Annotated in this window: 14 protein-coding genes and 1 riboswitch; of the genes, 9 read left to right on the top strand and 5 right to left on the bottom strand. The window is 57.9% G+C overall.

What is annotated here, in order from left to right; translation table 11 throughout:
• Positions 1–123 precede the first annotated feature (123 nt).
• The 4 genes from AC2FIS_RS10520 to cysQ all read right to left on the bottom strand — a co-directional run bounded on the left by AC2FIS_RS10520 (position 124) and on the right by cysQ (position 3,839).
• Complete coding sequence (locus tag AC2FIS_RS10520; RefSeq protein WP_496773348.1) at positions 124–1,134, bottom strand: glycosyltransferase family 2 protein; 1,011 nt, start codon at positions 1,132–1,134, stop codon at positions 124–126.
• Between the two features lie 55 nt (positions 1,135–1,189).
• Positions 1,190–2,173, bottom strand: a complete 984-nt coding sequence (galE, locus tag AC2FIS_RS10515; protein WP_496773268.1) for a UDP-glucose 4-epimerase GalE — start codon at positions 2,171–2,173, stop codon at positions 1,190–1,192.
• A 68-nt stretch (positions 2,174–2,241) separates the two neighbouring features.
• Positions 2,242–3,042, bottom strand: a complete 801-nt coding sequence (locus AC2FIS_RS10510; protein WP_496773267.1) for a 3-deoxy-manno-octulosonate cytidylyltransferase — start codon at positions 3,040–3,042, stop codon at positions 2,242–2,244.
• Positions 3,042–3,839 carry a 3'(2'),5'-bisphosphate nucleotidase CysQ gene (gene cysQ / locus AC2FIS_RS10505; RefSeq protein ID WP_496773266.1) on the bottom strand — a complete coding sequence of 266 codons (798 nt, stop codon included), beginning with the start codon at positions 3,837–3,839 and terminating at the stop codon, positions 3,042–3,044. Before cysQ ends, AC2FIS_RS10510 begins: the two co-directional genes overlap by 1 nt.
• 123 nt (positions 3,840–3,962) lie before the next feature.
• Between cysQ and AC2FIS_RS10500 the strand changes: the two genes are divergently transcribed.
• Complete coding sequence (locus AC2FIS_RS10500; RefSeq protein ID WP_496773265.1) at positions 3,963–4,784, top strand: ABC transporter permease; 822 nt, start codon at positions 3,963–3,965, stop codon at positions 4,782–4,784.
• Here the strand turns inward: AC2FIS_RS10500 and AC2FIS_RS10495 are convergent.
• The gene (locus tag AC2FIS_RS10495; protein WP_496773263.1) at positions 4,781–5,383 is read right to left on the bottom strand and encodes an alpha-ketoglutarate-dependent dioxygenase AlkB family protein; all 603 of its coding nucleotides are present in this window, start codon (positions 5,381–5,383) and stop codon (positions 4,781–4,783) included. The genes AC2FIS_RS10500 and AC2FIS_RS10495 overlap by 4 nt on opposite strands.
• A gap of 212 nt (positions 5,384–5,595) precedes the next feature.
• Between AC2FIS_RS10495 and dnaK the strand changes: the two genes are divergently transcribed.
• The 8 genes from dnaK (at position 5,596) to AC2FIS_RS10455 (ending at position 13,291) form a co-directional block, all read left to right on the top strand.
• Positions 5,596–7,506 carry a molecular chaperone DnaK gene (gene dnaK, locus AC2FIS_RS10490; RefSeq protein ID WP_058275103.1) on the top strand — a complete coding sequence of 637 codons (1,911 nt, stop codon included), beginning with the start codon at positions 5,596–5,598 and terminating at the stop codon, positions 7,504–7,506.
• 74 nt (positions 7,507–7,580) lie between these two features.
• Entirely contained in the window at positions 7,581–8,735 is a 1,155-nt protein-coding gene (gene dnaJ, locus AC2FIS_RS10485; protein WP_496773262.1) for a molecular chaperone DnaJ, read from the top strand.
• 129 nt (positions 8,736–8,864) lie between these two features.
• Positions 8,865–8,970, top strand: a riboswitch (TPP riboswitch).
• Positions 8,971–9,015: 45 nt separating this feature from the next.
• Positions 9,016–9,819, top strand: a complete 804-nt coding sequence (gene thiD / locus AC2FIS_RS10480; protein ID WP_496773261.1) for a bifunctional hydroxymethylpyrimidine kinase/phosphomethylpyrimidine kinase — start codon at positions 9,016–9,018, stop codon at positions 9,817–9,819.
• The gene (locus AC2FIS_RS10475) at positions 9,816–10,793 is read left to right on the top strand and encodes an FAD-dependent oxidoreductase (RefSeq protein ID WP_496773260.1); all 978 of its coding nucleotides are present in this window, start codon (positions 9,816–9,818) and stop codon (positions 10,791–10,793) included. Before thiD ends, AC2FIS_RS10475 begins: the two co-directional genes overlap by 4 nt.
• Positions 10,777–10,971 carry a sulfur carrier protein ThiS gene (thiS, locus tag AC2FIS_RS10470; RefSeq protein ID WP_058279229.1) on the top strand — a complete coding sequence of 65 codons (195 nt, stop codon included), beginning with the start codon at positions 10,777–10,779 and terminating at the stop codon, positions 10,969–10,971. The genes AC2FIS_RS10475 and thiS overlap by 17 nt, the downstream gene beginning before the upstream one ends.
• 3 nt (positions 10,972–10,974) lie before the next feature.
• Positions 10,975–11,739: a thiazole synthase gene (locus AC2FIS_RS10465; RefSeq protein ID WP_496773259.1), complete on the top strand. Its 765-nt coding sequence runs from the start codon at positions 10,975–10,977 to the stop codon at positions 11,737–11,739.
• Positions 11,736–12,332, top strand: coding sequence for a thiamine phosphate synthase (locus AC2FIS_RS10460; protein ID WP_496773257.1), 597 nt, complete (start codon positions 11,736–11,738; stop codon positions 12,330–12,332). The genes AC2FIS_RS10465 and AC2FIS_RS10460 overlap by 4 nt, the downstream gene beginning before the upstream one ends.
• The gene (locus tag AC2FIS_RS10455) at positions 12,329–13,291 is read left to right on the top strand and encodes a HesA/MoeB/ThiF family protein (RefSeq protein ID WP_496773256.1); all 963 of its coding nucleotides are present in this window, start codon (positions 12,329–12,331) and stop codon (positions 13,289–13,291) included. The genes AC2FIS_RS10460 and AC2FIS_RS10455 overlap by 4 nt, the downstream gene beginning before the upstream one ends.
• The last annotated feature ends 7 nt before the right edge of the window (positions 13,292–13,298 follow it).

The raw sequence follows: 13,298 nt of genomic DNA, 5'->3' as shown, positions 1-13,298 counted from the left end.
GCGACTGCCCAACCTTTGTTAATTACGCGAGCGTGCCCGGAGCCTTTACAAGCCAGAGTGGTACCGGACAATTGCCGTTTTATGCCATTTTTCCGTCTTTCGAAGCAACGACTTTAAAAACCGTTAGTTCGAGTTGTGGCTTTCCCAGTCAATTGTTCCCATCAGACCCAGTTGCTGCAATGAGTTCCAACCGGTGTATCGCTTGGACTCTGGCGCCCACATGACGGGGCGATCCGTGATGCCGTCATAGTAGTCTGCAAACTGTTCGGGATCGTGAAAGTGTTGCCGGCGCTCTTTCTCGATCTTTGATTTTTCCACAACTTCGGGCAGGAATTTGGTGTGTAACAAGACACCAGATGGTGCTGTGCCGCCGGGCCCTCCGTAACTGGCGTTCAGATGTCGTGGCAATGCGGAATGGCACGAATTCACATAGGCGTTGCGCCGCGACCACCGGACCAACGGGATTTTGTTAAGCGTCGGGGATCGGCGTGGGGCGTCGGCAAAGAACATACGCTCGCGCGCGCCGCCCTGCACCCAAAGGTTGCCCAGCGGGCTTTGCCGTTGTGCCCGGTAGGGGGCGGCATCAAACCAACTCACCACCTCAGTCGGGTCGGTTTCAGGATCATAGCCTTGTTCCCCCAACGGGCCTTTGGGATAAAGATCCAGCATCAGCGCGCCAAACGCTACACATCCCTGATCATCTAACCATTTCGTCAGGTCCGGTAGGGGCCGGGTGTCATGATCGGGGTAAATCAACAACTCATCCGCATCGACCATCAGAGTCCAGTGGTGGTGCCCATAGCGCATTTGCAACCAAGTCAGCCAATCCAGCCCATAGCGCGACGTGCGATAGCTGTCCCGGGTCTGCCACAGTGACACGTCCGGCTGTTCCTTGAGAAAGAGCACCGAGCCATCGTCGCTGTCGTTGTCGACGATCAGAAAGTGATCAACCCCCAATGCACGATAATGGCGCAGGAACCAGGGCAGGCGGGTGATTTCATTGCGCAGCGTAGTGAAAGCCAGAATGCCACCGGGAATGATGTTCGCCGTGCGGTCGCTCAGACTGGACAATTGATGGCGGCTGCGAAAGGACCGCCACAACAACCGCTGTCGTTTTAGCCGAAGCTTGTACATTTGCACCCATGAGATGGGCGGAAGCGTATCTTCCCCTGTACCAGTCACAACAGGCTCATTTTTCGTAGTGACCGTTCTGATGCCAGCGCCACGCATCGGCAATCATCGTCTCTAATGTGGACCTTTTGGGCAACCAGCCAAGTTCCTCGCCAGCGCGCACAGAACCAGAGACCAACTTTGTGCAATCCCCAGCCCGGCGCGGTCCGATTGCATAAGGCACGTCGCGGTTGGTGACGGCGTTGGAGTGGCTGATCACCTCCATCACCGAAAACCCCGATCCGGTGCCCAGGTTGAAGACGCGGCTGTCTTTGCCTTGTTCCAACCAGTTCAATCCCAAAACGTGGGCATCGACCAGATCGCAAACATGTACATAATCGCGGATGCAGGTGCCGTCTGGTGTGTCGTAGTCGGTCCCGAAAACAGTCAATCCGTCGCGCTTGCCGTCGATGGCGTCCAGCATCAGTGGCACAAGGTGGGTTTCCGGGCGGTGGAACTCACCCACTTCGCCATCAGGGTCGGCACCGGCCACGTTGAAATACCGGAAGATCACGTGGTTCAGCCCGTGCGCGGCCTCGAAATCGCGCAGGATATCTTCGATGGCACGTTTTGAGGCACCGTATGCGTTCAGCGGGAGTTGCGGCGTATCTTCGTCCAGCACCACATTGTCATGCTCGCCATAGGTGGCGCAGGTGGACGAGAATACAAAGTTCTCACATCCGGCGGCCACGGCGGCTTCGATCAAATTTAGTGAACCGGTCACGTTGTTGGACCAGTATTTGCCAGGCTCGGACATGGCCTCACCCACTTGGCTGAGGGCGGCAAAATGCATCACGGCCAAGGGTTCGTATTTGGCGAAAACCTCATCCAGCCGGGCACGATCCAACAGATCGCCCTGTTCGAACGGGCCAAACTTCACCGCGTCCTGCCAGCCGGTGACCAGATTGTCGAAGGTTACAGGCGTATAACCAGCCTGAGAAAGCGCCTTACAGGCATGAGATCCAATGTACCCGGCGCCGCCAGTGACAAGAATGTTTTTCATATTCGTTCCAAATTGTGGTGCCACGCCCGGTTAGATGACGTCTTGACAGGAGTTCAGGTGAAAATGGGTCAATCCAACCCCATAGCGGCCATCATCTCTTCGAGTTTCGGCACATCTTGCGGGTTGTTCAATTCCCAGAATTGGCGGCCCTTTGCCTCAACCTCAACGCACAGAACCTTGCGACCGTTTTCCATGAAGCGCAGCTGTTCCAGCCCTTCCAATTGTTCCAAAGGTCCCACTGGCCAGGTTGGATAGGCTGACAGCGCATCGGGGCGGTAGGCGTAAACGCCGACATGGTGAAACACCGGCGTCGGTTCGATGCCAGCAAAAGTTTCGGCGGTAAAAGGCACGACCTCTTTCGAAAAATACATTGCGCTGTGATCAGTCGCAAATACGGCTGTTGTGCCGCCGACCCGGCCGTTTTTACGATCGTTCAGCAGGCTGTTCAAAGCATCTCCGTCACACCGCAGAACCGGCGTGGCGACACCTGCCTCGGGTGCGGCGCGCAGACCGGCGATCAGGTCTTCGACAAACCAATGTGGTGTCAGTGGTGCATCCCCTTGCAGGTTCACCACGATCTCATAGCCCGCGCCCAAAGCTGTATGGGCCTCGGCGCAGCGCTCGGTGCCATTGCCGCAAGTCTCGGATGTCATCACCACCTCGGCCCCGAACCCTTCGGCCACGTCGCGGATGCGGTCGTCGTCGGTGGCGACAACAACCTTGTCCACGCCCGATACGGAACAGGCGGCGCGCCAGGATCGTTCGATCAGGGTCATCGCATTGCCGCTTGCCCCGGTCAGCGGAACCAGCGGCTTGCCGGGGTAGCGGGTCGAGGCATAGCGGGCGGGGATGGCAATCAATACGGACATCAGGCCTCCTTCAGGTCAACGCCCGGAGCGTAGGCGATAAAGAACGGGTTTGCATAGCCGTCCTTGCCATAGGTCAATGACGAGTGGTCATCGAAGCGAACAACCTTGCCACCCGCACCCGCCAAAACGGCGTGACCAGCGGCGGTGTCCCACTCCATTGTGCGGCCGACGCGGGGATACAAATCCGCTTCTCCGGTCGCGACCAGACAGAATTTCAGGGACGAGCCTGCGCTTTTGCTGTCCTTTACCTGATATTTGTTGATGTAATCTTCGGTCGCCTGATCGCGGTGTGATTTTGACGCGACGATCAAAAGTGCCGAATTGTCAGGTTCAGACACCGAAATCGGGGTCACATCGCCGGTCTGCGCTTTGTTCAGCGCGCCGGTTTCCTCAACTGATTGACCGTCTGCTTGCGTGTAGAACATGCGCCCCTTGGCCGGTGCATACACAACGCCCCGAGTTGGCACTCCGTTTTCGACCAGCGCGATATTCACGGTGAAATCACCGCGTCGGTTGATGAATTCCTTGGTGCCGTCCAGCGGATCGACGATCAGAAATGTGTCGCCTTTTTCGGAATGGGAGGCGGCCTGTTCTTCGGTCACCAGCAGAATATCCGGGAATGCCGCGCGCAAGCCCGCCGAGATCAGGGCATCGGCTGCCTCATCCGCCTCGGTCACCGGGCTGGCGTCGGATTTGACTTTGACGTCGAAATCATCCGCCTCGTAAATCTGCATGATCGTGTCCCCGGCTTCCAGCGCCAGACGTCTGATTACGGGAATAAGGGCGTCGTAGGTCACAAAAATGCTCCGTTGCTGTAGTTTGTTGATCGAAATCCTTGTGGGCCTTATGATGCGGCGGTTACGGAACGGCAAGAATTTCGTGGCAGTTTGCAGGCAGTTCAGCGGGAAAGAGTGTACTGAGTGTTTTATTTTAAGCGAAAACAGACGCTTCTGGGCAGCGCTTTCACGACTGCTGAGCTTATCTATCACGCGGTGGTGCGTGGGATACGTTCCAATCATGCGAATGCCGTGATCGCAATCATTGTGAATATCGTACAAATTCTCGCACTTGTGACTGTGTTTTATCTGATCATGACGATGCTGGGCACACGTGTGGCCAAGATCAGGGGCAACTTTATCCTGTTTCTGTTATCAGGTGTCTTTTTGTTTCTGACCCACATTAAGGCCGTCTCGGCGGTCGCTGGCGTGGCTACAGGAAACAACCCGATGATGCTGCACTCTCCGATGAATATGATGGTCGCACTGTTGGCGACTGCCTTCGGATCGCTTTATACGCAATTGGTCTCGGTCCTTGTGATCCTCTTCGCCTACAGCGTTATTATTGAGCCGTTAGAGATCCAAGAGCCGGGCGGCGCGTTCTATATGCTGATTCTGGCCTGGTTCACAGGATGTGCGGTGGGAGTTGTTTTCATGGCCCTCAAGCCGTGGTTCCCAGGGACTTCTGAAATTCTGAAAAACGTGTACCGGCGCATGAACATGATTTTTTCAGGCAAAATGGTTGTAGGAAATGCGCTGGGGGGCTTCATGCTGAGTTTCTTTGCTTGGAATCCACTGTTTCATGTGATCGACCAGTGCCGCGGCTTTGTCTTTCGTAACTACTTCCCGCGCAATTCCAGTTGGGAATATGCGGTCTGGGTTGGGCTGGCCTTGTTGATGATTGGATTGCTGGGGATTTTTTACACCCGTCAGCATGTCTCGGCCAGTTGGGGCGCACGCCGCTAATTCGCGACCCGTAAAGTCAGGTTGATCCGCCCGCCCTTGGGCAACAGCTTGGACGAACCGAAACGGATGCGGTCTACCCCGTGATATTTTAGGCGGGCCGGGCCGCCCATGACCACGACGTCGCCCGAGCTCAACCATATGGACTCCGTCTTGCCGCCCCGGGTTTCGTTTCCGATGCGGAAAAGGGCATCGTCGCCCAGCGATATCGACAGAACTGGCCATGAAAAGTCTGCCTCGTCCTTGTCTTGATGCAACCCCATGCGCGCCCCTTCGCCGTAGTAGTTGATCAGACAGCAATCCGGATCGCGTTGGGCGCTGGCAAGCTTGCGCCAGATGCCCAGTATCGTATCGGGAATGTCGGGCCACACCGTTCCTTTAGGGTGCTGCGCCTGATATCGGTAGCCCCCTTTGTCAGTGACCCAGCCAAGCGCTCCGGCTGAGGTCATGCGCACCGACATTTCCTTGCCCGAAGGCGTAACCGGCCGGAACAGCGGCGCCGATTTCAGAATCGGGCGCAACGCCTCAATCAGTTGCGTTTGTGCCGCAACGTCCAGATAGGCTTTTCTGATGTCAAATCCGCGCAAGAGCAGCCGCGCCATTGAAGATTCCCCAATCCTTGCCAAAACCTTGTCAAAAAGGCCGCAGATTCCCGAAAACCTGCCTTTTACACCGCTTGCAGGCCTCTGATCTCGCCCTTATATACGCCGGGACGCGCGATGGTGTAGTGCTGTTGCGCAAACCAGATCGGGACCGGATGCCATAACGGGTCCGGACCTCGAGACATCGCCTTGAAGAGAAAGGGATTGAACATATGGGAAAAGTAATCGGTATTGACCTCGGGACCACCAACTCGTGTGTGGCCATCATGGACGGCTCTCAGCCGAAGGTCATCGAAAACGCAGAAGGGGCGCGGACCACGCCTTCGATCGTCGCCTTCACCGAAGATGAGCGTCTGGTCGGTCAGCCTGCAAAACGTCAGGCGGTCACCAACCCCGACAACACGATATTTGGCGTCAAGCGTCTGATCGGTCGTCGTGTGGATGATGCAGAAGTCCAGAAGGACAAGAAAATGGTGCCGTACGCCATCGTGGATGGTGGCAACGGTGACGCGTGGGTGGAAGCCCGCGGTGAAAAATACTCTCCAAGCCAGATTTCGGCCTTCACTCTAGGCAAGATGAAGGAAACCGCCGAGAGCTATCTGGGTGAAGAAGTCACGCAGGCGGTCATCACCGTTCCCGCGTATTTCAATGACGCCCAGCGTCAGGCCACCAAAGACGCAGGCAAAATCGCCGGTCTGGAAGTGCTGCGGATCATCAACGAACCGACAGCGGCTGCGCTGGCCTATGGTCTGGACAAAGAAGAAACCCAAACCATCGCGGTCTATGACCTTGGTGGTGGTACGTTCGACGTGACCATTCTGGAAATCGACGACGGGCTGTTCGAGGTCAAATCGACCAATGGCGACACCTTCCTGGGTGGTGAAGACTTTGACATGCGCATCGTCAACTACCTGGCGGATGAGTTCAAAAAGGAACACGGTGTCGATCTGTCCAGCGACAAGATGGCCCTGCAGCGTCTGAAAGAAGCCGCTGAAAAAGCCAAGATCGAACTGTCCTCGACCTCGCAGACCGAGATCAACCAGCCGTTCATCTCGATGGGCGCCAACGGTCAGCCGCTGCACATGGTCATGAAGCTGACCCGTGCCAAGCTGGAATCGCTGGTCGGCGATCTGATCAAGAAGTCGATGAAACCCTGTCAGGCCGCATTGAAAGACGCCGGTCTGTCGGCGGGCGACATTGATGAGGTTGTTCTGGTCGGTGGTATGACTCGCATGCCGAAGGTGATCGAAGAGGTCACCAAATTCTTCGGCAAAGAGCCCCACAAAGGCGTGAACCCGGACGAAGTTGTTGCCATGGGCGCCGCCATTCAGGCCGGTGTTCTGCAGGGCGACGTCAAAGACGTGGTTCTGCTGGACGTAACCCCGCTGAGCTTGGGCATCGAAACCCTGGGCGGCGTGTTCACCCGTCTGATCGATCGCAACACCACGATCCCGACGAAAAAGTCTCAGGTCTTCTCGACCGCCGAGGACAATCAGAACGCTGTGACCATCCGCTGTTTCCAGGGTGAGCGCGAAATGGCTGCGGATAACAAGATCCTGGGTCAGTTCAACCTTGAAGATATCCCGCCCGCACCGCGCGGCATGCCTCAGATCGAGGTGACTTTTGACATCGACGCCAACGGCATTGTCTCGGTTTCGGCCAAGGACAAAGGCACCGGCAAAGAGCAGAAGATCACCATCCAGGCATCGGGTGGTCTGTCGGACGAAGATATCGACAAGATGGTCAAGGACGCCGAAGAGAACGCCGAGGCGGACAAGGAACGCCGCGAGCTGATCGAGGCGAAGAACCAGGCGGAAAGCCTCATCCACTCGACCGAGAAGTCGATGGAAGAGCATGCCGACAAGGTCGACCCGACCACCATCGAAGCCATCGAGCTGGCGATTGTCGCGCTGAAGGACGAGCTGGAAACTGAGAATGCCGACAAGATCAAGTCAGGCATTCAGAACGTGACCGAAGCCGCCATGAAGCTGGGCGAAGCCATCTACAAGGCGCAGTCTGAAGAGACCGAGGATGAGCCTGCGGCGGCGGATGCTGCTCCGGCTGGTGAAGACGATATCGTCGATGCCGAATTCGAAGATCTTGACGACGAAAAGCGTAAGTAACGGGAAACCGGGCCAATTCGGGCCGGTCCGGTCACCGGGCCGGCCCGATTACGTTGCGGCAGAAGGAAATACTGATGTCAAAACGCGACTACTATGATGTGCTCGGCGTGTCCAAGGGCGCATCAGCGGACGAGATCAAGAAGGGCTTTCGAACGAAAGCCAAGGAATTGCATCCCGACCGCAACAAGGACAACCCGGATTCCGAGGCTCAGTTCAAAGAAGCGAACGAAGCTTACGACGTCTTGCGCGATGCCGAAAAAAAGGCCGCGTATGACCGTTTTGGTCATGCCGCGTTTGAAAACGGTATGGGCGGCGGTGGCCGTCCAGGCGGCGGATTTGGCGGACAGGGCGATTTCTCCAGTGCCTTCTCGGACGTGTTCGACGACCTGTTCGGTGATTTCATGGGTGGTCAGCGCGGTGCTACCGGGGGTGGTCGACGGGCCGCGCGCGGGTCAGACCTGCGCTACAACCTGCGCGTAAGCTTGGAAGAAGCATTCGCGGGCCTGCAAAAGACGATCAACGTGCCTGCTGCCGTGGCCTGCTCGGCCTGTGACGGCTCGGGTGCGGAAGGCGGGGTTGAGCCCACAACCTGCCCGACCTGTTCGGGCATGGGGAAAGTGCGGGCGCAACAGGGCTTTTTTACAGTCGAACGGTCGTGCCCGACCTGTTCGGGTCTGGGTCAAATTATCAAGAACCCCTGTAAATCATGCGGCGGCGCCGGGCGCGTCGAAAAAGAACGCGCGCTGTCGGTCAACATTCCGGCCGGTGTCGAAACCGGCACACGCATCCGTCTTGCGGGCGAAGGTGAGGCCGGGATGCGCGGAGGCCCTCCGGGTGATCTGTACATTTTTGTTGAGGTCTCGGACCACAGGCTGTTCGAACGCGACAGTGTGAACTTGTATTGCCGCGTTCCGGTCAGCATGGCCAAGGCAGCGCTGGGCGGTTCGATCGAAGTGCCCACCATCGACGGTGGTCGCGGTCGCGTGCAAATTCCGGCTGGCAGCCAGTCAGGACGTCAGATGCGCTTGCGCAGCAAAGGCATGCCCGCCCTTCGCGGCGGTGGCGTTGGAGATATGTTCATCGAACTGGCCGTCGAAACCCCGGTCAATCTGACCAGCCGTCAAAAAGAGCTGCTGCGTGAGTTCGACGATCTGGGCGAAGACAACCACCCGGAATCTAAAAGCTTTTTCTCGTCCGTCAAGTCATTTTGGGACGGTATGAAGGGCTGAACCTGCACACATGAACATCAAACAGAAGCCGGTCCGTTGAGGCCGGCTTTTGCATTTCATAAGTCCAGTTTGACCGTAATCTGCACCAAAATTGGCCCTTGATTCCCCCGCCTTCCCCTGAGAGTGTCGCCCCAACCGTTGGGGTGCCCTGCTTGAGGGCTGAGAGGCGTGAACGCGCTAACCCATCGAACCTGATCCGGGCAATACCGGCGTAGGGAACGGTCTTATAGTGCTTAGACGTTTTCCATGCCCGTTGCCCATTTTGAACCGGAGCAACGACATGGCACCTATTGCCTTAACAATCGCAGGATCTGACAGCGGCGGAGGGGCTGGAATTCAGGCAGACCTCAAGGCCATGTCGGCGCTTGGCGTCTACGGTGCCAGTGTGATTACCGCAGTGACAGCGCAGAATACCCGCGCGGTGACGGCAGTACATGGCATCCCTCTGGACGTCATTTCAGCCCAGATCGAGGCTGTTCTGACCGACCTGAATGTTAGTGCGATCAAGATTGGAATGCTGGCGAACCCTCAGATCATCCAGTGTGTCGCAGACAGTATCGCAGATTTTGACGGGCCGGTGGTTTTAGATCCGGTCATGATTGCGAAATCCGGCGATGCCTTGCTGGCAGAAGAGGCGGTGCAAACCCTGCGCGACGTATTGTTGCCACGCGCGACCGTGTTGACGCCAAACCTTCCAGAAGCAGCCTGTCTGTTGGGCTTTGAGTCCGCGGACGGCCTCGAACAGATGATCGCACAAGGGCAAGATCTGTGTTCACTTGGCGCTGGCGCGGTTCTGATGAAGGGCGGTCACGGCAAGGGCGACATCTGCCACGACATATTGATCTCACATTCGGGCGTGATTGCTCAGTTTCAAGCGCCGCGCCGACAGACCCGCAACACCCACGGAACCGGCTGCACCCTGTCCTCATCCATAGCGGCCGGGTTGGCCAAGAGCCTTTCGCTGACCGAGACCGTGGTGCAAGCACATGACTATCTGCAGGGCGCTATCGCTCAGGCCGATGCTTTGAACATCGGGCAAGGTCACGGGCCTGTTCATCACTTCCATCAGGTTTGGCCCGCGTGACCGTCTGGTCGATCATAGGGGCAGGTGTGGCCGGGTTGGCCGTCGCGTCCGAACTTGTCGCGCGTGGGGCCAAGGTTCAGGTGTTTGATCCCGGCGGTGCACCGGGCCCGCATGGTTGCTCCTGGTGGGCGGGCGGAATGTTGGCACCGTGGTGCGAGTATGAAAACGCCGAGGAACCTGTCCTGCGTCTGGGGCAATTGGCAATCGACTGGTGGGCAAAGCGAACTCAGGTTCACAGGCGCGGCACACTGGCTGTTGCAAACCCACGGGACCTGCCGGATCTACGTCGTTTCGCCCGACGAACGGAGGGATTTTCTGAAGTTGATGACAGAGAATTAGCTTTATTAGAGCCTGATCTCCACGGTTTCAGTAAGGGTCTCTACTTTGCTGAGGAAGCCCATTTGGATCCGCGTCAGGCCTTGCTGGATCTGTCACACCAGCTTCAGGATCACGGTGTTGAATTCCACCATGTGCGTGCGCCGACGGGGTTGAACAACGCCATTGATTGCCGGGGTCTGCACGCGCGCGAATACCTGCAGGACTTGCGCGGCGTGAAAGGTGAGATGCTGGTGATCCGGTGCCCAGACGTGACACTGACCCGGCCTATACGCCTGCTTCATCCACGGATGCCGCTGTATATCGTTCCACGCGGCGACTGCGTCTACATGTTGGGCGCAACAATGATCGAATCCGAGGACAGCAGCCGAATTACCGCACGCTCGATGCTTGAGTTGCTGAGCGCAGCCTACGCCCTGAACCCCGCCTTTGGTGAGGCTGAAGTTTTGGAAATCGGCGTCGATCTGCGCCCGGCTTTCCCCGACAACCTGCCGCGTATTCGGCGGCTGGGACCGACAATTTACGCCAATGGCCTCTATCGCCACGGCTACCTGCTGGCTCCTGCGCTGGCAAAGGGCGTGGCTGACCTGGCGTTGGACAACAAACATTCGGAGTTGGTTGATGAAGATCGTACTTAACGGCGAGATGCGCGAGGTGCAGGCCGGTACTCTTGCCGACCTTTTGCAGGAATGCGGGTTTTCGGGCCGGGTGGCGACGGCTGTGAACGAGGGTTTTGTGCCCTCAAGCCTGCGCAAGGCCCGTAAAATTAAGGATGGCGATCGGATCGAAGTCGTCGCCCCGATGCAGGGGGGCTGAGCGATGAAGACCTTCTACGGCACATCACTGACGAACCCGCTGATGCTGGGCACCGCGCAATATCCAAGCCCCGCAATCTTGGAACAGGCATTTCGGGACAGCGGGGCCGGGGTGGCCACCGTATCTTTGCGACGCGAAGCTGGCGCAGGACAGACGTTTTGGCAGATGATCCGCGACTTGGGTGCGCTGGTTTTGCCGAACACGGCTGGTTGCCACACTGTGAAAGAGGCCGTGACCACCGCTCATATGGCGCGTGAGGTGTTTGACACCAAATGGATCAAGCTGGAACTGATCGGGCATACCGACAGCCTGCAGCCTGATGTGTTCCAACTGGTCGAAGCCGCGCGCATTCTGACCGAAGACGGGTTCGAGGTGTTTCCCTATACCACGGACGACCTGATCGTGGGTGAGCGCCTTTTGGCGGCAGGGTGTGAAGTTCTGATGCCTTGGGGGGCCCCGATTGGTTCGGGCCGCGGTCTGAACAACGAATACGCCCTGCGCGCAATGCGGGTTGAGTTTCCCGAAGTACCACTGGTGATCGACGCAGGTATCGGCCTGCCCAGCCACGCCGCTCATGCGATGGAGCTTGGGTATGATGCCGTTCTGCTGAACACCGCGGTGGCACGGGCCGGCGATCCCGCCGCAATGGCCAAGGCGATGAAGCTGGCCATCGAGGCCGGGCGATTGGCCTATCAGGCCGACCCGATCGAAGCGCGCGATATGGCCGAACCCTCGACCCCCGTTATCGGAAAGGCGTTTTTGTCATGAACCTCGACCGGTTTTATCCAATCTTCGACCATTCCGACTGGTTGCGCCGGATGCTTCCCCTGGGCGTGAAACTGGTGCAGTTGCGGATCAAGGACCAAGCGGATGCGGTCGTGCGTGAACAGATCGCGGTTTCGCGGGATCTGTGCCGTGCGCATGGGGCTGTTCTGGTGGTGAATGACCATTGGCAGGTTGCCATTGAGGCGGGCTGCGACTGGATTCATCTGGGACAAGAGGATCTGGATGATGCGGATCTGAAGTCGATCCGACGCGCAGGGCTGAAACTGGGTGTCTCGACCCATGACGATGACGAGCTTGAGCGTGTTCTGGCTATGAACCCTGACTATGTCGCGCTGGGGCCGGTCTACCCAACGATCCTGAAAAAGATGAAATGGGAACAGCAGGGCCTTCCTCGGGTCACCGAATGGAAAGCGCGGGTAGGGGATATCCCTTTAGTCGGTATTGGCGGGATGAGCGTCGAGCGCGCGCCGGGCGTCTTGCAGGCCGGGGCGGACATTGTCTCAGTCGTGACAGACATCACCTTGAATGCAGACCCAGAAGCCCGCGTACGTGCGTGGATCGAGGTCACCAGATGAGCCGCTACGCCCGTCAGATGATCTTGCCGGAGGTCGGCGCGCGTGGACAAGCCCGCCTATCCGACGCACGGGTTCTTGTGGTGGGGGCCGGGGGGCTGGCAGCGCCGGTTTTGCCTTTGCTTGCTGGGGCCGGGGTCGGGCATTTGACCATCAAGGATCGCGATGAGGTCGCCCTGTCGAACCTCCATCGCCAGACCTTGTTTGCCGAGCGGGATTGCGGCCGCCCCAAAGCCGAAGTCGCGGCTGAGCGGTGTCAGGCCTTAAACTCTGAAATTACGATCTCCACGAAAAATCAGGCTCTAACTTATTTAAATTCGCAACGTTTTGTCTCACAAGCCGACGTCATTCTCGATTGCGCGGACAGTTATGCTGCAAGCTATACGTTGTCGGACACGTGTCGCGCGCTGTGCAAACCGTTGATAAGCGCTTCGGTCCTGGGGTTGTCCGGCTATGTCGCCGGTTTCTGCGGCGGTGCCCCATCTTTGCGGGCGGTTTTTCCCGACGCGCCGGGCAGTGGTGCAAGCTGTGCCACCGCCGGTGTGTTGGGTCCCATCGTCGGAATGATTGGCGCAATGCAGGCGCAAATGGCGCTGAGCGTTATTCTCGGGCTGGACCCTTCGCCCTTGGGGCAGATGGTACAGTTCGATGCCCAGACGATGCGAAGCAGCACGTTCCGCTTTGACGATGCGCCTGAGCCCAACCATCACTTCCCGTTTGTGTCGGCCTGCCAACTGACCACGGAGGATCTGATCATCGAGTTGCGCAGCCCGGATGAGGTCCCTGAACCCATCCATCCCAAAGCGCTTCGCTGGTCTCCTGAATCGGTAAAACATGAGCCTAACAAGCACAAAAGGTTGGCACTTTGCTGTTCCACGGGCCTGCGTGCGTGGCGTGCCGCCGAAAAATTGCAACCGGATTGGCCGGGCGAGATCGTTCTCGTCGCGGCCTCAACCTCGTGAATGAAAA

Source organism: Ruegeria sp. CDSB113 (assembly GCF_059611045.1).
Note: the sequence above shows the minus strand (reverse complement) of the source record. Positions and strands in the feature narration are given on the sequence as shown.